General features: G+C 64.0%; 16 protein-coding genes. 7 read left to right on the forward strand and 9 right to left on the reverse strand.

What is annotated here, in order from left to right; genetic code table 11:
* The first annotated feature begins 4 nt into the window (after nt 1–4).
* Complete coding sequence (locus ACYG9R_RS13540; protein ID WP_023693608.1) at nt 5–685, forward strand: amino acid ABC transporter permease; 681 nt, start codon at nt 5–7, stop codon at nt 683–685.
* On the forward strand, nt 682–1449 hold the full coding sequence (locus ACYG9R_RS13545; protein WP_023673665.1) for an amino acid ABC transporter ATP-binding protein: 768 nt from the start codon (nt 682–684) through the stop codon (nt 1447–1449). Before ACYG9R_RS13540 ends, ACYG9R_RS13545 begins: the two co-directional genes overlap by 4 nt.
* A gap of 196 nt (nt 1450–1645) precedes the next feature.
* Here ACYG9R_RS13545 and ACYG9R_RS13550 read toward each other — a convergent pair whose 3' ends face one another.
* The 6 genes from ACYG9R_RS13550 to ACYG9R_RS13575 form a co-directional block, all read right to left on the reverse strand.
* Nucleotides 1646–2227, reverse strand: a complete 582-nt coding sequence (locus ACYG9R_RS13550; protein WP_023673664.1) for a CarD family transcriptional regulator — start codon at nt 2225–2227, stop codon at nt 1646–1648.
* Between the two features lie 426 nt (nt 2228–2653).
* Nucleotides 2654–2992 (reverse strand): ferredoxin FdxA, encoded by a 339-nt coding sequence (fdxA, locus tag ACYG9R_RS13555; protein WP_013529180.1) that lies wholly within the window; start codon nt 2990–2992, stop codon nt 2654–2656.
* 253 nt (nt 2993–3245) lie between these two features.
* The gene (locus tag ACYG9R_RS13560; protein ID WP_023748301.1) at nt 3246–3632 is read right to left on the reverse strand and encodes an RNA-binding S4 domain-containing protein; all 387 of its coding nucleotides are present in this window, start codon (nt 3630–3632) and stop codon (nt 3246–3248) included.
* Nucleotides 3633–3707: 75 nt separating this feature from the next.
* Entirely contained in the window at nt 3708–7271 is a 3564-nt protein-coding gene (locus ACYG9R_RS13565) for a helicase-related protein (protein ID WP_023825039.1), read from the reverse strand.
* Nucleotides 7272–7965: 694 nt separating this feature from the next.
* Nucleotides 7966–8691: an acetoacetyl-CoA reductase gene (gene phbB / locus ACYG9R_RS13570; protein ID WP_023698448.1), complete on the reverse strand. Its 726-nt coding sequence runs from the start codon at nt 8689–8691 to the stop codon at nt 7966–7968.
* Nucleotides 8692–8820: 129 nt separating this feature from the next.
* Complete coding sequence (locus ACYG9R_RS13575) at nt 8821–10005, reverse strand: acetyl-CoA C-acetyltransferase (protein ID WP_023673832.1); 1185 nt, start codon at nt 10003–10005, stop codon at nt 8821–8823.
* A gap of 302 nt (nt 10006–10307) precedes the next feature.
* Here ACYG9R_RS13575 and phaR point away from each other — a divergent pair, with 302 nt between their 5' ends.
* A complete protein-coding gene (gene phaR, locus ACYG9R_RS13580; RefSeq protein WP_023685813.1) occupies nt 10308–10922 on the forward strand; it encodes a polyhydroxyalkanoate synthesis repressor PhaR in 615 nt (204 codons plus the stop codon).
* A 45-nt stretch (nt 10923–10967) separates the two neighbouring features.
* Here phaR and ACYG9R_RS13585 read toward each other — a convergent pair whose 3' ends face one another.
* Together ACYG9R_RS13585 and ACYG9R_RS13590 are read right to left on the reverse strand one after the other, a co-directional pair.
* On the reverse strand, nt 10968–11342 hold the full coding sequence (locus ACYG9R_RS13585; RefSeq protein WP_081726950.1) for a GNAT family N-acetyltransferase: 375 nt from the start codon (nt 11340–11342) through the stop codon (nt 10968–10970).
* Between the two features lie 132 nt (nt 11343–11474).
* Nucleotides 11475–11894 (reverse strand): rhodanese-like domain-containing protein, encoded by a 420-nt coding sequence (locus ACYG9R_RS13590; RefSeq protein ID WP_023698451.1) that lies wholly within the window; start codon nt 11892–11894, stop codon nt 11475–11477.
* A gap of 89 nt (nt 11895–11983) precedes the next feature.
* Between ACYG9R_RS13590 and ftrA the strand changes: the two genes are divergently transcribed.
* Nucleotides 11984–12976, forward strand: a complete 993-nt coding sequence (gene ftrA, locus ACYG9R_RS13595; RefSeq protein WP_023715058.1) for a transcriptional regulator FtrA — start codon at nt 11984–11986, stop codon at nt 12974–12976.
* Here the strand turns inward: ftrA and ACYG9R_RS13600 are convergent.
* The gene (locus ACYG9R_RS13600; RefSeq protein ID WP_023825036.1) at nt 12973–14112 is read right to left on the reverse strand and encodes a citrate synthase; all 1140 of its coding nucleotides are present in this window, start codon (nt 14110–14112) and stop codon (nt 12973–12975) included. The two genes, ftrA and ACYG9R_RS13600, sit on opposite strands and share 4 nt — an antisense overlap.
* 93 nt (nt 14113–14205) lie before the next feature.
* Between ACYG9R_RS13600 and ACYG9R_RS13605 the strand changes: the two genes are divergently transcribed.
* The 3 genes from ACYG9R_RS13605 to ACYG9R_RS13615 all read left to right on the forward strand — a co-directional run bounded on the left by ACYG9R_RS13605 (nt 14206) and on the right by ACYG9R_RS13615 (nt 18507).
* Nucleotides 14206–15294: a citrate synthase/methylcitrate synthase gene (locus ACYG9R_RS13605; protein ID WP_023693621.1), complete on the forward strand. Its 1089-nt coding sequence runs from the start codon at nt 14206–14208 to the stop codon at nt 15292–15294.
* A 385-nt stretch (nt 15295–15679) separates the two neighbouring features.
* A complete protein-coding gene (locus ACYG9R_RS13610) occupies nt 15680–16810 on the forward strand; it encodes a patatin-like phospholipase family protein (RefSeq protein WP_023825035.1) in 1131 nt (376 codons plus the stop codon).
* Nucleotides 16811–17328: 518 nt separating this feature from the next.
* Nucleotides 17329–18507 (forward strand): efflux RND transporter periplasmic adaptor subunit, encoded by a 1179-nt coding sequence (locus ACYG9R_RS13615; RefSeq protein ID WP_023825034.1) that lies wholly within the window; start codon nt 17329–17331, stop codon nt 18505–18507.
* Nucleotides 18508–18557: the final 50 nt, after the last annotated feature.

Below are 18557 nucleotides of genomic sequence, written 5' to 3' on the forward strand. Positions count from 1 at the left end.
GTTCGTGCCGCACTGGCTACACCTGATGCTGGACTCGTTGCCGACACTGCTGTGGGCGGCGTTGATCTTCACCGTACCGCTGACATTGCTATCGTTCGCACTCGGCCTGTTCGTCGGCCTGGTTGTCGCCCTGGTGCGGCTGTTCGGCCCCAAGCCTCTGGTTGCCGTGGTCCGCTTCTATGTCTGGATCTTTCGCGGCACGCCGCTTCTGGTGCAGCTGTTCCTGATCTTTTACGGCCTGCCTTCGGTCGGCATATTGCTGGACGCTTTTCCGGCGGCGCTGATTGGCTTCACCCTCAACATAGGCGCCTACAGTTCGGAAATTATCCGCGCCGTGATCGGCTCGGTGCCGAAGGGCCAGTGGGAAGCGGCCTATTCGATCGGCATGACCTGGAGCCAGGCGATGCGGCGCACCATCCTGCCGCAAGCCGGCCGCGTCGCCGTGCCGCCGCTGTCCAACACCTTCATCTCGCTGGTCAAGGATACGTCGCTGGCCGCCGCCATCACCGTGCCGGAGATGTTCCAGGCGGCGCAGCGCATCGTCGCCACCACCTATGAACCGCTGATCCTCTATGTCGAGGCGGCGATCCTTTATCTGGCGATGAGCTCGGTGCTTTCGGCCTTGCAGACGCGGCTGGAGGAGCGGCTCAACCGCTATGGCGGCTTCCTGGAGGCGCGCTCATGATCGGCCTCACCGATATCGAAAAGCGCTTCGGCGACAATCTGGTGCTGAAGGGCGTGACGGTCACCATTGCCGAAGGCAGCGTCACCGCGCTTGTCGGTCCCTCCGGCGGCGGCAAGAGCACTCTGCTGCGCTGCATCAACCTGTTGGAGATCCCGACCTCGGGCATGGTGCGCATCGGCGACGAGACGCTGGAATTCCGTCCCGGCATCAAGATCCCCAGCCGCGACATCCAGCGCCTGCGGCTGCAGACCGGCATGGTGTTCCAGAACTTCCAGCTGTTCCCGCATCGCACCGCGATCGAGAACGTCATGGAAGGCCTGGTGACGGTGCTCAAATGGCCGACGGCAAAGGCGCGCGAGCGGGCACTGGCGCTGCTCGAGAAGGTCGGCATGGCGCACAAGGCGGACGATTGGCCGGCAACGCTGTCGGGCGGCCAGCAGCAGCGTGTGGCCATCGCCCGCGCCCTGGCGCCGTCGCCCAAGGTTCTGCTTTGCGACGAGCCGACCTCGGCGCTCGATCCGGAACTGGCGCAGGAAGTGGTCGACGTGCTCGGAAAACTCGCCAGCGAAGGCACCACCATGGTGATGGCCACGCACGACCTTCGCCTTGCCTCCAAGATCGCGCAGGAGGTGGTGTTCCTCGATGCTGGTGTCGTCGTCGAGAAGGGGCCGTCCACCGTGGTGTTCAGCAATCCGGAGCGGGAACGGACCAAGCGTTTTATTGCGACGCTGAAGCAGGAGGCGGAGAAGGAAGCCGGCGGCTGAGCCTTCTACGTTCCCCTTGTGGGGAGGTCGGACGGAAGGTCCGGGTGCGGTCTGGTGTCGTCCCCATCCTCGCTGCTTCGCAGCGACCCTGCCTGGGCGAGCCACGGGTCTCGCCCGTCCTTGGAACCCCACAAGGGGGTAAAAACAAAAACCCGGCACAAGGCCGGGTTTTTCATGATTTCGACGGTGAAAGCGATCAGGCAGCTTCTTCCTGCTCGGCTTCCTCATTGTCGGCCTTGGCGCCGCGCTTCGGGCCCTTGTTGAGGTTGACCTCGATCAGGCGCACGGCTTCGGTTTCCGACATGCGGTTGACTGCCGCGATCTCGCGCGCCATGCGGTCGAGTGCCGCCTCATAGAGCTGACGCTCGGAATAGGACTGTTCCGGCTGGTTGTCGGCACGGTAGAGGTCGCGCACGACTTCCGAGATCGAGATCAGGTCGCCCGAATTGATCTTGGCATCATATTCCTGCGCACGGCGCGACCACATGGTGCGCTTGACGCGGGCGCGGCCCTGCACGACCTTCAGCGCGCGCTCGACATAATCCTCTTCCGACAGCTTGCGCATGCCGATGGAGGTCGCCTTGGCGACCGGAACCTTCAGGCGCATCTTGTCCTTCTGGAAGTCGATGACGAACAGTTCCAGCTTGTGGCCCGCAACTTCCTGCTCGTCGATCGAGACGATCTGGCCGACGCCGTGTGCCGGATAGACGATGTACTCGCCGGTCTTGAAACCGTGGCGTGCCGAGGTGGACTTCTTCTGCGGGGTGATCGTTGCCATTACGCCCTGAACTCCTTGTTGTGGCACCGGCGGCCTGCCGGTCCGAACGCATGCGACCGGGGACACCGATCGTTAGCCGCACAACAGATGAACCCATCGGAAAAAGCCGGGACCGGCAAACCGCATACATAGCGACTGCCTGGCCCAGATCGCTCTGGTCCGATTGGGGATTTCACCTTTCAGTGATTTGGGGCGCTTGCGCCATAAATCGACGTTGTGTCACCGGCATGTTTCAACTGGTGTAGCACAAAAAGTCGGAAGAATCAAGGTTTTGCTGCAAACGCGAAGGTCGAGCGCCATCGCCGCCTGTCAAGGCAGTTAATGTATGATGCGCGTTACGCAGCGTTATGACGATCCAATAGGCCGCACTTTTTTGCTTTGCGCATCACCCTTTCCGAAATCGATTCCGATTCCAGCGTCATGTGCTCAGTCGCCTTCGCCGGGCTCGGCGGAGAAATATTTCTCGAACTTGCCGGCTTCGCCGTCGAAGCTCTTGGCATCTGCCGGAGGCTCCTTCTTGGCGGTGATGTTGGGCCATTTCTCGGCGTATTCGGTGTTGACCTGCAGCCATTTGTCGAGGCCCGGCTCGGTGTCGGGCTTGATTGCATCGGCCGGGCATTCCGGTTCGCAGACGCCGCAGTCGATGCACTCGTCGGGATGTATGACAAGCATGTTCTCGCCCTCGTAGAAGCAGTCGACCGGACAGACCTCGATGCAGTCCATGTACTTGCATTTGATGCAGTTGTCGGTCACGACATAGGTCATTGGTCGGCTCCGGGACGTCCCGTTCTTGCTAGAGCGACGTGCGTCCAATTGGACGCACAAAGTACGCTCTGACACTTTGAATCTGCGCATCGTGCCTTCCGAAAAATCGATTTCCGATTTTCGGGCCGATGCGGCGGCTTTTTTGGTGAGGTAACGCCTTTGCCTGCCGCTTGCAAGGGCAGCCATTGCAGGCGGGGCCCGCGTGTCCGGAATGAAATTCCAGACCGCCGGCATGGCGCAGACGGCCAAGGCTTCAGTCTTCGCCGAACAGCCGGTCGGTTTGCCTGCGCTCTTTCTTGGTCGGCCGGCCGCTGCCGGCGTCGCGCAGCGCCGGAATGGCATCGGCAACAGCCTCGCCTTTTGGGACCGGCGGCGGGGACATGTCCTCGTAGAGCGTGCGCGCTTCCTCGGCCGGACCGCGCCGCACGCCGGTGCCAAGCACCTTCCAAACGAAGATGCGGCGCTCGTGCGTAATGGTCAAAACGTCGCCAGGCTTGACCAGATCGGAGGCCTGCGCTGCTTTGTCGCTGTTGATGCGGACGCGTCCGGCGACGACCAGCTTGGCCGCCAGCGAGCGCGATTTTATCGCGCGCGAAAAGAACAGCCACTTGTCGATGCGCTGACGACCTTCAGCAACCATCGCAGCGAGTTATCTCTTGTTGGAGCATGATCTTGTCCGAAAACCGGTTCCACTTTTCGGGATCATGCTCAGAGCCTACTTCTTCAGCTGGTCGCGCAAGGCGGCGAGCTTGGCGAAGGGCGAGTCCGGATCGAAGCGCGCCGGGCGTTCCTCGCGTGGCTTGGCCTGGAAAGCCGGCTTGGCGCCTTGCGGTCCGCCTTTGCCTTCCGGCCTGCCGCCTTTCCAGTCGGGCCGGCCCTCGCGCGGACGCTCGCCTTGCGGCTTGCCGTCGCGGCGCTGTTCGCCCTCGGCCTGCGGCTTGGGCTTGAACTTCGAACGGTCGAAGCGTGGCTTGGCGGCACCGTCGCGCTGGTCGCGCCGGCCTTGGTAGGCCGGCCGCTCGCCCGTTGCGGGCTGTCCGCCGGCAGCGTCGGCCGGCGCGTCGGCGCGGGCAGCCTGGCCGTTACGCGCGCGATTGTCCCGGCCTTGACGAGGGCGCGGGCGCTGCTCGAAACGACCCTGCCGCCACAGCAAGATGGGCTTTGGCGCTTCGGCCTCGGCGCTTCCACCCTCCCCCTCGTGGGGAGGGTCGGCGCGCAGCGCCGGGGTGGGGGCAGCGCCGGCGTCGGTGGTTGCGCCTGAAGCGTCTGCTGTGTCTGCACCTGCTTCGTCAACGCTGTCACCCCCACCCGCGTCGCTTCGCGCCGCGACCTCCCCCATCGAGGGGGAGGTAAGGGCGTCGGCGTTTTCGGCGACGGTGGCGTCGGTGCTTTCGGGGACGGTGTCGTCAGCTTCTGCAACAGCCGGAGCTTCTTCCGTGATTTCTATGGGGGCTTCGACTTGGGGAGCTTCGACCTGTTCTTCCGCGACGGGCTCTGCCGTTGCTTCCGCGATGGCTGGAGCTTCGGCGGTGGCTTCAACGGCCGCAGTTGGCTCCGAACCCTCGGGAGGTGCGCCATGAGCGTCCGCAGCAACAGCCTCCGCTGCGGCTTCGGCGACGGGCTGCTCAGCCGCAGGCTCAGCGGCGGCAACCGCATCCGGCTCCGATCCAACGGCCGGCGCTTCAGCGACGGCTTCACTTGCAGCGGCTTTCGCCGCCTTGGCCTGTTCAGCTTTTGCAGCCGCGTCCGCAGCCAGCTTGGCGGCAGCCGCTTCCCGTGCCGCGTTGTCCTGTGCTTCCAGCCGCGCCTTGACCTCTGCCGGCGGCTTCGGCTCGGCGCGGTAGCCGAGGCCTTTCAGGATCTCTTCCATGTCGTCGGCGGTGGCGCCGAGGATGGACATCATCGGCGGCGTCACCATGAAGGACTGGCCGTCATAGGCGCCGTCCGGGCGCTGTCCCAGACCGGGCTTCCAGTTGGTCGCAGGCCGGATCAGGTCGGCCAGCCGTTCCAGAATGTCGATGCGCACGGCGCGGCGGCCGAGATTACGGTAGCCGGCGAGCTTGTAGAAGCTCTTGTCGAAAGCCGGATCGATGACCACCGAGGTGCGGCCGGAGGCCAGCGCGTGCACGACGTCGCCAAAGCCGGGCTTGTCCTTGCCGTCGTTCTTCAGCGCCCACAAAAGCGTGATCAGTCCGGCGGGCGCCGGCTTGATCAGCGCCGGCACGAAGACGTGGTAGGCGCCGAAGCGCACACCGAGCCGGCGCAAGGCGGCGCGACCCTCCTGGTCGAGCGACTTCATTTCCTCGGCGATGTCGCGGCGGTTGATGAGGCCGAAATGCTCGACGAGTTGGAAGGCGATGCCACGGCCGATGCCGGCGATCTGCTCGGCATTCTTCAAGTCGACCAGCGGCTTCAGCAAGGATTCGATCTGGAAATTGACGAAGCGCTCGGCGCGCGCGGCGACCTTGTCGCGGGCGGGACCGGTCAACTGCTCGTCGGCCAAAAGCACCAGGCGCGGCTTCAGCGCGTCCTCGCCGGCAACCAGCGTGCCGATCGGCGCGCCGATCCAGCGCAGCGTGCCGTCGGAGCCGAGCGCAAGGTCGCCATTGGCGCAGGCGCCGAAGCGTTCGGCACGTGCCTCGAACTCGGCGGCCAGCGCTTTTTGCGCTGCCGTACGCACGGCCTTGGCGTCTTCGCCGCCGGCGCTCTGATCGGCGGTGAAGCGGAACCCTTGCAACTCGCCGACATGATGGCCTTCGACAAGGACGGTTCCGGTAGGACTGATTTCGGCTTCAGGCATTGTATTTTCTCTAAGGCGCCGCATGAGGACGGAAGTCCTGCGGTCTACAAACCGTTTCGTCAACCGCTCATGCAGCGCATCCGACAATCTGTCTTCGATTTCGCGCGTCTTTTCCCGCCAGTGTGCCTGATCGGCCAGCCAGCCCGGCCGGTTGGACACGAATGTCCAGGTGCGGATCTGCGCAATGCGGTGCGACAGCGTGTCGATGTCCCCCTCGGTCGTATCGGCGCGGCGCACCTGCTCGGCCATGTAGTTCTCGTCGACATGGCCGTGTTTGGCGAGGTCGGTGTAGATAGAAGCGATCAGGTCGGAGTGCTGGGCCGGCGCGATCTTGCGGTAGTCCGGCAACGCGCAGGCTTCCCACAGCAGCGCCACGCGCTTGGCATTGGTAGCCAGCGCGCGGATGTCCTCGTCGCGGGAGAGATGTTCGAGCGCCTGCGCATCGACCGCCGGCAGCGCCCGCGTCAGGCCTTCGACCGGCGCGTTGGTTTCGATCGAGCGCTTCAGCGCGTCGAGGCTGGCGAAGTCGAAATGCGCGGTGCGCCATTGCAGCACCTTCACCGGATCGAACTCGTGCCCCTCGATGCGCTTGACCAGTTCCTCGTCCAGCGGATCGACCTGGCCGGTGACGCCGAAGGTGCCGTCGCGCAGATGCCGGCCGGCGCGGCCGGCGATCTGGCCGAGCTCGGCCGCAGTCAGGTTGCGGTACTGGTAGCCGTCGAATTTGCGGTTCTGGGCGAAGGCGACATGATCGAGATCAAGGTTGAGGCCCATGCCGATGGCGTCGGTGGCGACGAGATAGTCGACGTCGCCTGCCTGGAACATTGCCACCTGGGCGTTGCGGGTGCGGGGCGACAGCGCGCCGAGCACGACTGCCGCTCCTCCTTGCTGGCGGCGGATCAGCTCAGCGATGGCATAGACCTCGTCGGCGGAGAAGGCGACGATGGCCGTACGCCGCGGCAGGCGGGTCAATTTCTTCGAACCGGCATAGGCCAAGTGCGACAGGCGAGGGCGCGTCACCACCGAGACGCCTCTCAGCAGCTTTTGCAGGATGCCATGCATGGTGGCCGCGCCGAGCAGCAGCGTTTCCTGGCGGCCGCGCAGGTGCAGGATACGGTCGGTGAAGATGTGGCCGCGCTCGAGGTCGCCGGCGAGCTGCACCTCGTCGATGGCGACGAAGGCAACGTCGGTCTCGCGCGGCATGGCTTCGACGGTGCAGACCGAATATTTCGCGCCGGGCGGCTGGATTTTTTCCTCGCCGGTGATGAGCGCCACCTTGTGGGCGCCGACCTTTTCGCAGACGCGGGCATAGACCTCGCGCGCCAGAAGGCGGAGCGGCAGGCCGATAATGCCGCTCTCATGCGCCACCATGCGCTCGATGGCGAGATGGGTCTTGCCGGTGTTGGTCGGACCCAGCACGGCAGTCACGTCGCGGCCCGACAGGATCAGCGGCTCGGTGTGTTTCGGCTGGATGTTCATCGGCCTGGAGATGAGGCTTTCTGCATCGTGTTGTCGGGAGCGCGCCTCGCGTGGCGCGTATGACAGGCGACACATAGGGATTTCAGGCGCGAAGCGAAAGCGGAATGTTCCGGCCGGCAATCCCACGGTTCGTCTTTGAGGTCTCAATTAACAGTTGGAACGAGTCTGGAACGAATCGGCGACGAATCAGTGACTCCGGTAGATTCAGCTTTTGTTCACGGCTACATGTGGATTTTGCGAGCCTGAGTCTCACCATATGCTGAATCGCGGAAACTGGCCCGATTCCTGCAAGGCGACCATTGGCGTTAACCTTTGCCGGCGGGGCATCGTCGTGATCCGATACGCCTCGGCCAACATTATGAAATTGTTGAATTTTCTTAATCGGCCTTAACCATTTGCCGGTGATTTTCGGCCTTGGTCGTTAACGTTGCGCTCAAAGCCGGAACGAATCGGCTATGAATCAGCGATGGCGGGATTTTCCTGGTTTGTTCACCCCAACATGTTGTGTTATCCACAGCTTGTCCACCGAGAATTCACAGCTTGCGAACCGGGTTTTGCACAGGGCGCCTGGAAATCGTTAATCTTTGCGTGCCGGAACGGGTCAATGTCTAGCGCGCAGCCCGGGAACATCGCCGGCCGGCGATGAAAAAACGGGCCATAAGCCGGCCCGTCCTACCGGGCGAAATGCTGTCGTTCAGGCGAAATACTGGCCGCCATTGGCTGTGATGGTCGAACCGGTGATGAAGCCGGCGTCTTCGGAAGCGAGGAAGACGACGCAACGCGCGATCTCTTCCGGTTCGCCGAGGCGGCCGACCGGAATCTGCGGGATGATGCGTTCATTCAGCACCTTCTCGTCGATCGCCTTGACCATCTCGGTGGCGATGTAGCCGGGGCAGATGACATTGACTGTGATGCCCGCGCGCGCGCCCTCCTGCGCCAGCGCCTTCGAGAAGCCGATGTCGCCGGCCTTTGCGGCGGAATAGTTGACCTGGCCGGCCTGGCCTTTCTGGCCGTTGATGGAGGAAATGGTGATGACGCGGCCGAATTTGCGGTCGCGCATGCCGCCCCACAGCGGATGCGTCATGTTGAAGACCCCAGACAGATTGGTGTCGATGACTTCCTTCCACTGCTCGCGCGTCAGCTTGTGGAACATGGCGTCGCGGGTAATGCCGGCATTGTTGACCAGCACCGAGACCGGGCCGAGATCGGCCTCGACCTGTTTGATTCCGGCGGCACAGGCGTCGTAGTCGGCGACCGACCATTTGTAGGCCTTGATGCCGGTTTGTGCGCTGAACTTCCCCGCTGCCTCGTCATTGCCGGCATAGTTGGCGGCAACGGTGTAACCGGCATTCTTCAGGCCGATCGATATGGCGGCGCCGATGCCGCGCGATCCACCGGTGACGAGCGCTACTTTGGTCATTGAAAGTTCTTCCTCCCTTTGGTCGGAAGAAGGGAATAGGGAGTAGGGAATAGCGAGTAGGGATCGATATCCCGCCGCGCTGCTCCTTCTTCCCTATTCACTACTCCCTATTCACTACTCACTTCTTGTTCACAGCGCTTCCACGCACAGAGCGACGCCCATGCCGCCGCCGATGCACAGCGTGGCAAGGCCCTTCTTGGCGCCGCGGCGGCGCATCTCGAAAACCAGCGTGTTGAAGACGCGGGCGCCCGACGCGCCGATCGGATGGCCGATGGCGATGGCGCCGCCATTGACGTTGACGATCGACGTATCCCAGCCCATGCCCTTGTTGACGGCGCAGGCCTGCGCGGCGAAGGCTTCATTGGCCTCGACAAGGTCGAGGTCCTTGACCGACCAGCCGGCCTTCTCGAGCGCCCGCTTCGAGGCGGGAATAGGTCCGGTTCCCATGATCGCCGGATCGACGCCGGCCGTCGCCCAGGATGCGATGCGCACCAGCGGGGTGATGCCGCGCCTTGTGGCTTCAGCCTCGCTCATCAGCAGCGCGCCGGCGGCGCCGTCATTGATGCCCGACGCGTTCGCGGCGGTCACGGTGCCGTCCTTGTCGAAAGCCGGCTTCAGCTTGGACATGGCGTCGATGGTGGCGCCGTGGCGGATGTACTCGTCCTGGTCGACGACAGTGTCGCCCTTCCTGCCCTTGATCGTGAAGGCGACGATCTCGTCCTTGAACTTGCCGGCCTTCTGCGCGGCCTCGGCCTTGTTTTGCGAGGCCAGCGCAAACTGGTCCTGGTCGTCGCGGGTGATCTGGAACTGGCGGGCGACGTTCTCGGCGGTGTTGCCCATGTGGTAGCCATTGAAGGCGTCCCACAACCCGTCCTTGATCATGGTATCGATCATCTTGTAGTCGCCCATCTTGACGCCGGCGCGCAGGTGCTCGGCATGCGGCGACAGCGACATCGATTCCTGGCCGCCGGCGATGATCACCGTGGCGTCGCCGGCGGCGATCTGCTGCATGCCGAGCGCGATGGCGCGCAGGCCAGAGCCGCAAACCTGGTTGAGCCCCCAGGCGGTGGTCTCCTTGGGCAGGCCGGCATTGATCGACGCCTGGCGGGCGGGGTTCTGGCCCTGCGCGGCGGTCAGCACCTGGCCGAGAATGACCTCGTCGACTTCACCCGGCTCGACGCCGGCGCGCGCCAAAAGCTCCCTGATGACGACGGCGCCAAGTTCATGCGCCGGGGTGGCGGCGAAGGCGCCGTTGAAAGAGCCGACAGCCGTGCGTGCGGCGCTGGCAACGACGATTGAATTGGAAGCGGACATTTTTCTCTCCAGACTTCGAGGTGTCGTGTTCTTGGGGGCTTGTTGGGACTTTTCTTGCTCGTTCCACACCCCAAGTCAAACCGGAAATGGGCATGCCGGCCAAGCGCCGCAAGCAGGGCGTGAGCGGCCGGCGGGATCGCCCAACCTTTGCTGCGCAGCATAATTGGCCGGCCATGCAGCAATAAATGATGCCGCACTGCACAAAGCGCTTGGAATTATAGAGCTTTTGCGCATATCCTTAAAAATGGCGCAATCGTTACCGGCGGCTTACTCAGGCGCGCCGGTGTCCCGGGAGGATGCTGATGGCCGCGAAAGACGACCCTATCATTATCAAGAAATATGCCAATCGCCGGCTCTACAACACCGGCACCAGCACCTATGTCACGCTCGAGGATCTGGCCGAGATGGTCAAGAAGGGCGAGGAGTTCACCGTCCAGGACGCCAAGACCGGTGACGACATTACCCATCCGGTGCTGACGCAGATCATCTTCGAACTGGAGAACAAGGATGGGCAGAACATGCTGCCGATCCCGTTCCTGCGCCAGTTGATCGCTTTCTATGGCGACCAGATGCAGCAGATCGTGCCGAGCTTCCTCGAACAGTCGATGATGGCCTTCTCCAAGGAACAGGAGCGGTTCCGCGAGCAGATGAAGGGCGCGATCGGCAAGTCGCCGCTGGATGTGATGAAGATCGCCACGCCGATCAAGGCGCTGGAAGAGCAGACACGCCGCAACATGGAAATGTTCCAGAACGCGATGCGCCTGTTCACGCCCTTCCCGACCGCCGCCACAAATGCTGCGGCCGCGGCTGCACCCGAGCCGGCCCGCAAGGACGTCCCGGAAAAGAGCGGCGACGACCTTCAGGAACTGAAGCAACAGATCGCCGCCATGCAGCGCAAGCTCGACACCATGTCGTAAGCGACCGCCGCATGGTCGACCGCCCTCAGTTGGTCGAGGCGGCCGTCACGGGTCGATTTTCAGCTGCCACGGTTCCCAGATATCGTCGGGCTGGCCGTCGAGCGAGCGGTAGAAGGCTTTGGCCGGCGAGTTGGATTTCAGCACCGTCCATTTGATGGCGGAGGCGCCAATGCTCAAAGCGTGTTGGCGAAGCTGTTCAACAAGCGCATGGCCGACCCCCATGCCGCGCGTCGCTTCAGTGACGTAGAGTTCCTTCAGCCAGACAACCGGCTTCAGGTCGTAGGTCCAGGGGATGAGGTAGTGGACGGCGATGCCGACGATCACGCCCTCTCGCTCCGCCACCAACACGCCGAACCGGGGCGATGGCCCCAGCCCGTGCTCGAATGAGGTTCGCTTCGGTGACGCGAAGCTTGTCGTCATAACCCTCGAAGACAGCTAGCGCCCGCATGAGGGCGAGCACCGCACCGACATCCTGGCGCTCGAATGGACGAATTCTAACCATCGCCTTCTGCATGCTTGCTCAGTCTTCAAGGCCGACCATATCGCGTGGCCTCACGCGTGCAAGACACCGGGCTCCTTGCCTGAAGCGAAAGGAAGGTCCTCGTCCTGCCAACCGGTTATGCCGCCGATCATGATCTTCACGGGACGACCGAGGCTGGCCAGCTTGAAGGCCGCCTGATCCGCGCCATTGCAATGCGGTCCCGCGCAATAGACGACGAACAGCGTCTTTTCGGGCCATTGCGCCATCCGCTCGGCCGATATTTCGCGGTGCGGCAGATGCAGCGCGCCCGGCACATGGCGGCGTCCATAGGCTTCCGGCGAACCGACCACATGCAGGAGAACAAAGTCCGGCTCCCCGGCACGCAGTGCGGCGGCGACGTCGGAACAGTCGGTCTCGACGGAAAGCCGGCGCAGAAAATGGTCGCGGGCGATATCCGGCGATGCCGCCGGAATGTCTGTCACGTGGCTCATCCTCGTATCTCCATTGCTGATGCGACGGAGAGATATGACAGGAAGCAGGGCGATTGCAGCTGGCAGCTTTGCCATATATCGTCAAGATCATGCCATCCTCTGCCAATCCGCGCCCTGCCAACCCTCTTGTCGTTGCCGTTGCCTATGACGGCCTGTGCACGTTCGAGTTTGGCGTGGCGGTTGAGATCTTCGCCTTGCCCCGGCCGGAAATGGGTGAGGATTGGTACCGTTTTGCAGTTGCCGGTATTGATACCGGTGAAATGCGCGCGCTGGGCGGCGTGCGTATTGTTGCCGACGGCGGGATCGATCTGATCGGCCAGGCCGGCACGGTGATCGTACCGGGATGGCGCGGAACGGAGGCTCCGGTGCCGCCGGCGCTGATCGAGGCGCTTCGAAAGGCACACGAGCGCGGCTCTCGCATTCTTTCGATCTGTTCGGGCGTGTTCGTGCTTGCCGCCGCCGGCCTGCTTGCGGGCAAAAGAGCGACCACGCATTGGCGCTACAGCGAGAAGCTGACGGAGATGTACCCCGACATCACCGTGATTCCGGACGTTTTGTACATCGATGAGGGCAATGTGCTGACATCGGCAGGCAGTGCCGCGGGCATCGACCTCTGCCTGCATCTGGTTCGGCGCGACTTCGGCACCAAGGCTGCAAACATGGTGGCGCGCCGTCTGGTCGTGCCGCCGCATCGCGACGGCGGCCAGGCGCAGTATGTCGAGAGCTCCGTTCCCGAGCCACATGAGCGCAGCCGGCTTGGACCGTTGATCGACAGGATGCGCGCCAATATTTCCGCCGACTATCCCGTCGCCATCTTGGCCGAGCTTGCCGGGATGAGCGAGCGGACGTTTCTGCGCCGCTTTGCGGCCGCAACCGGCGTCACGCCGGCGCGCTGGCTGCTGTCGGAACGGCTTTCGCGGGCGCGCACGCTGCTGGAAGACACCGCCATGCCGATCGAACGGATTGCCGAGACCGCCGGCTTTGGCGCGGCAGGCACGTTGCGGCATCACTTCCGCCGGCAATTCGCCACGACGCCCGTCGCGTACCGTGCGCGTTTCGGGAACACGGCCAGGTCGGCTTAAGTCACGCGTCCCTCATAGCGGCCACGCGGCCTGATGATGCTGCCGCTAATGATCTGTTCGACCATATGCGCGGCCCAGCCGACGCTGCGTCCAAGCGCGAATAGCTGGAACGGTGCATCGCGCGGCAAGCCAAGGCCGCGCGTTAGTGCGGCCAGGGCGAAGTCGATGTTGGGCTGGGCACCGGCTGCCGCCATGGCGGCTTTTTGCAGCTGTTGCAGCGTCTCGTCGACAGGGATGACTGCCAGAAGTGCGGTGGCACGGGGATCGCCGTCGGGATAGAGCGGATGGCCGAACGCCGGCAAGGGCCGATCATGGCCGAGCCAGCGCCGGATCGCCGCATCCGCGCCGTGGGCTGCTGCATCTTCAGCCAGTTGCATCACCGCTTCGCCGGCGCCGCCGTGGCGCGGGCCGGACAGCGTTGCCAGGCCGGCCAACAGGCATGCGGCAGGCGAGGCCCCTGTGGACGCTGCGACGCGGGCGGCGAAGGTCGATGCGTTGAGTTCATGATCGGCGAGCAGGACGAGGGCGCAGCGGATCGCTTCCGCTCCCGTCGCATCTACCGACCAGACCTGCGCCAGGCGCTTATGGACGGGCGCTGTGCCGGCTTCAGCGCCCAGCGACTGCGCCAGCGCTCCGACTGTGCGCGCGGCCTCGGTGCACAGCGAGGCGGCGCTGCGTCCTAGCGAAGGCCGCCCGTGGCCTGCAAGCATGGCAAGCTGCGCAAAGGCCGAGGCGCGGCCGACTGGATGAGGCGCTTCAGATGACGGAGCTTTGAAAGCCACCGGTTCAGGCGAGGCCCAGAGCACAGCAGCGGTTTCCTCCAGCGTCGCCGCTTTGGAAAGCGCAACGGCGTCTTGCCCTCGGTAGATGAGGCGCCCGTGCAGAACGGTTGAAATTGCTGTTGCGATCGAGGGTTCGCCCCAGGCGATCGCACTCTCGGCGATGGCCGAGGGACTGCGGCCCCGCGCCCGGCGGGTCGCCAATGCCGCGATGTCGTCGGCGCGGTACTGGCTGCGGCGCGGGTCGCTCTCATCCGGCCGCATGCCGATGCGGCCACGGCTGACATAGGCGTAGAGCGTCTGCGGCCGGACCTTGAGCCGTTCCAGCGCCTCATCCCGCGACAGCCATTCGGACATTTTTAGCCCATGCATTGATTATATTGATCAAGATTGATCGAGGCGCAGCCTAACCCTTATCTCCCATGCAGAAAAGCTGCAAGGAGATGAGATATGCCGAACGGGCTCGATGATGTGGTGGCGGCGGAGACCGTGCTCTCCGATGTCGATGGCCTTGGCGGCCGCCTGACGATCCGCGGTCATTCGCTGCCGGAATTGGCGGGACGCTGGCGCTATGCGCAAGTGGTTCGCCTGTTGCTCGACGGCTTCTTCGACGGCCTTCCCGGCGATGCCGAACTGGCAGCGAGGCTGGGCAAGGCTCGCGTCGAGCTGTTCGAGCGGCTTGCACCCTCGCTGCCGCTGCTCGCACCGATTGAGATCTATGGCGCCATGCGCGCCGGCATGGCGCTGCTGCCGGATGGCGAGACACCGACGGACGCCTTGCGGCTGATCGCGGCGCCCGCCGTGCTGACGCCGGCTCTGCTGCGCCTGGCGCGTGGCGAGCAGCCGATCGCACCTGACGCGAAGGCCGATCATGCCGCCGACATGCTGAGGATGCTCGAGGGATCCGTCCCGTCGCCGGCGCTGGCAAGGGCACTCGACACCTATCTGGTGACCGTCTGCGATCACGGCCTCAACGCCTCGACCTTCGCCACCCGCGTCGTCGCATCGACGCTGGCCGGGCTGACATCGTCGGTGCTGGCTGGGCTCGGCGCGCTCAAGGGGCCGCTGCACGGCGGCGCGCCCGGCCCGGTGATCGAGATGCTCGATGCAATCCAGGCGCATGGCGACGCGGCCGGTTGGCTGCGCGAGAAGGTCGCGCATGGCGAGCGCATCATGGGTTTCGGCCATCGTATCTACCGCGTGCGCGATCCGCGCGCCGATGTACTGAAAGCCGTCGTGCGGCAGCTCGGCAGCGAGGGCGAAGCCGGCCGCCGCCTGGCCTTCGCCGAACAGGTCGAGCACACGGCGCTCGAAGTGCTGCGGATCGCCAAGCCGCAGCGCTCGCTGCAGACCAATGTCGAGTTTTACACAGCGCTTGTGCTTGAGGCGGCTGGCTTTCCGCCACAGGCGTTCAGCAATGTCTTTGCCGCCGGACGTGTCGCCGGCTGGATCGCGCATGCGCGCGAACAGCAGACGACGGGGCGGCTGATCCGTCCACAGTCGCGCTATGTCGGGCCGGTGCCGGACCTCGTGGCCTGAGGTTCCAAGTTCAGATTGTTGCGAAGAGGACCCCACCCTAGCTTGCCGGGGCGAGCCACGAATCTCGCCCGTCCTTCGGACCCCCACAAGGGGAGGGCAGCTGGCGCGCGCCGCCGAAACGTCGGTGGTTTGCTGAGATCAGCGTCTACCAAGTCTCCCTCCCCCTTGTGGGGAGGGATCAAGGGTGGGGGTATTCGTAGGGCGAAGACCTGGGCGTGGAGGAGCATTCCCCATGACCAAAATTTCATGTGATCACGCGACCGTGTTCGTGTTCTTGCCTTGGTCATCCCTTATATGCTGCACTGCAATATAAGTCCGCTGCCGTCGAACCCGCCCGATTTCCGGGCGGAATGAGGCAGCAGCGACCAAACCGAACAGGAACGCCATGACCAAAAACGGCAAGGCGGAGGAAACGAAGAAGATCAACATCGCGCTGCAGGGCGGCGGCTCGCACGGGGCTTTCTCCTGGGGTGTACTCGACCGGCTGCTGGAGGATGGCAGGCTCGACATTTCAGCCGTGTCCGGCACCAGCGCCGGCGCCATGAATGCGGTGGCGCTGGCCGATGGTTTTGTGCGCGGCGGCGTCGAGGGTGCACGGCAAAAGCTCGACGATTTCTGGCGCGCGGTGGCGGCCAAGGGCCGCTTCAGCCCGGTGCAGCGCATGCCGTGGGACGTCGCCTGGGGCAACTGGTCGATCGAGAATACGCCCGGCTATTTCTTCTTCGACACCATGTCGCGAGTGTTTTCGCCCTATGTCGCCAATCCGCTGGGCTTGAACCCGCTGCGCGACGTGGTCGAGCAGGAGATCGATTTCAAAAATGTTCACGCCTGCAAGTCAATGGAGCTGTTCATTTCGGCGACCAATGTCGAGACCGGCCAGCTGCGCGTCTTTTCCGATGGCGAGATCGACCTCGACACGGTGATGGCCTCGGCCTGCCTGCCGCAATTGTTCCGCGCCGTCGAGATCAAGGGCGTGCCCTATTGGGATGGCGGCTATGGCGGCAATCCGGCGCTGTTCCCGTTCTTCAAGACGGCGGCGACCGAGGATGTGCTTTTGGTGCAGATCAATCCGGTGGTGCGCGAAGGCACGCCGAAAAGCGCCAACGAAATCCAGAACCGCATCGACGAGATCACCTTCAATGCCGGGCTGCTGAACGAATTCCGCTCGATCGCCTTCGTCAAGGAACTGATCGCCGCCGGCCGGCTGCCGCCTGGCGAATACCGCGACATCCGCATGCACCGCATCGATGCCGACGAAGCGTTCAAGGATCTGTCGGCGTCATCCAAGGTCAACGCCGAATGGGCTTTTTTGACCTATTTGCGCGACCTTGGCCGCATAGCGGCGAGCGACTGGCTGGAGGAGAATTACGACGCCGTCGGCAAGCGGCCGACGCTCGATCTTTCCGGCGAACTCGATGACGGCTTCAAACCGGTGCGCGGGCCGGCACCGGGACGGCGGGTGAAGGAATTTCTCGCCGCCCGCAAGAAGCCGGACGCGGAACGCCGGCGGGCCTGAGTCCGCCCGGATTGATCAAGACGATCAGCGAAGTGTTCGGAAAATCGGAGTAGCGCCGATGACTTTCCGTCCCGGAACAACCGTTGCGTGTGACGGTATACAAAATCATACTGACGCCTGCTGCCATTCACTGAGTGGCTACGCAGGTCGCGCCCACATTTGAGCGTCAAAAACTAGTGCGGGCACAGGGGGTGTCGGTGCTCAAAACGCCTTGAAAACAAAGCGCCTCCAACATCCGTATGGTTCCGAGACTGTGGTTCCGCCGCCTGACGGGGCGCCGATAAAACCGTTTTCGTTGGCCACACTACATCGCCTGGCACAATGTTCCTGCAACTTTTCGACTGTATTGCGATGCAACTTTGATGTAGAAGCGCGGCTTCGCCGTTCACGGCAAATTGAACACGGCCTGGCGCGCACCCATATCGGCGACGCGCCCGAGTTGGAAGACACGGTAGCTGTTAGACGACGGACTCCTGTTGGATAACGACTTGGCCGAACCCCGCAGTGGAAAAACAATGATGCCGAAGATCAGGTTTCACAAGCTTGCCGCTATTGTCGTGCTCATCGGCTTCGCCGCCTGGATGGGAACAGGCGCGTTCTCGTCCGTCGGCAGCGCCGCTGTCGAAGGTGCTGGCAAGGCAGGCGATCAGGCCAAGCCGGGCGATCAGGCCAAGGCGCCGGATGGAGCCAAGACCGCCGAGGCCGAACCGAAGGCGCCGCTGCGCACCGTCGCCGTGGTGACGCCGCCGCGCAAGACCCATGCCCGCGCCATCCGCATTTCCGGGCTGACCGAGGCCGACAAGCGCGCCGTGCTGGCGACGCGCGTCGCCGGCGTCATCGAAAAGCTGCCGGTCAAGCAGGGCGATCACGTCAAGACCGGCGACCTCGTGCTGATGCTTGCGGCGGAAGAAAAGATCTCGATGGTCGACAATGCCAAGCAGCTCGTCGTGCAGCGCCAGGCTGAACTCGACGCATCGCTGCGGCTCATGAAGACCGGCAATCTGCCCAAGCTGCAGCTCGACACGGCGCGTTCGAACCTGACCGCTGCGCAGTCGCAGCTGGAAACGGCGCAGGCCGAGCTCGACCGCAATCTGGTCAAGGCGCCCTTCGACGGCGTCATCGACCGGGTGCCGGTGGAGCTCGGCAGTTCCGTCATGCAGGGCGGCGAGGTGGCAACCATCCTCAAGCTCGATCCGGTGATTGCGCGCGGCGAAGTCAGCGAACGCGACCTCGGCTATCTCAAGCTCGGCGACAAGGCCACTGTCCGGCTGGTCAGCGGCCAGACCGTCGAAGGCACCGTGCGCTACATCAGCCGCGACGCCTCGTCGGCCACCCGAACCTTCCGCGTCGAGATCGCCGTCCCCAATGCCGACGGCTCGGTGCCGGCCGGCATGACGGCAGAGATTGCGCTCAGCGCGCAGCCGACCGACGCCGTCATGTTGCCGCGCTCCGTGGTGACGCTGGGCGACAAGGGCGATCTTGGCATCCGTGCCGTCGACAAGGACAACAAGGTGGTGTTCTTCCCGATCGACCTCGTTGACGACTCGCCGAAGGGCCTGGTGCTTGGCGGCATTCCAGCCGATGCCCGCGTCATCGTCGCCGGCCAGGAACTCGTCAAGGAAGGCGACGTAGTCAAGCCGGTCGAGGCCGACCAGGCGACCATCCAGAAGCTGTTGGGCGAAGCGACAACGCAGTAGCGCCGGAACGGCCCCGGCCGGGGACAGCCGGGGCGGGGACAACCGGCCGC

The organism is Mesorhizobium sp. RSR565B (genome assembly GCF_054719465.1).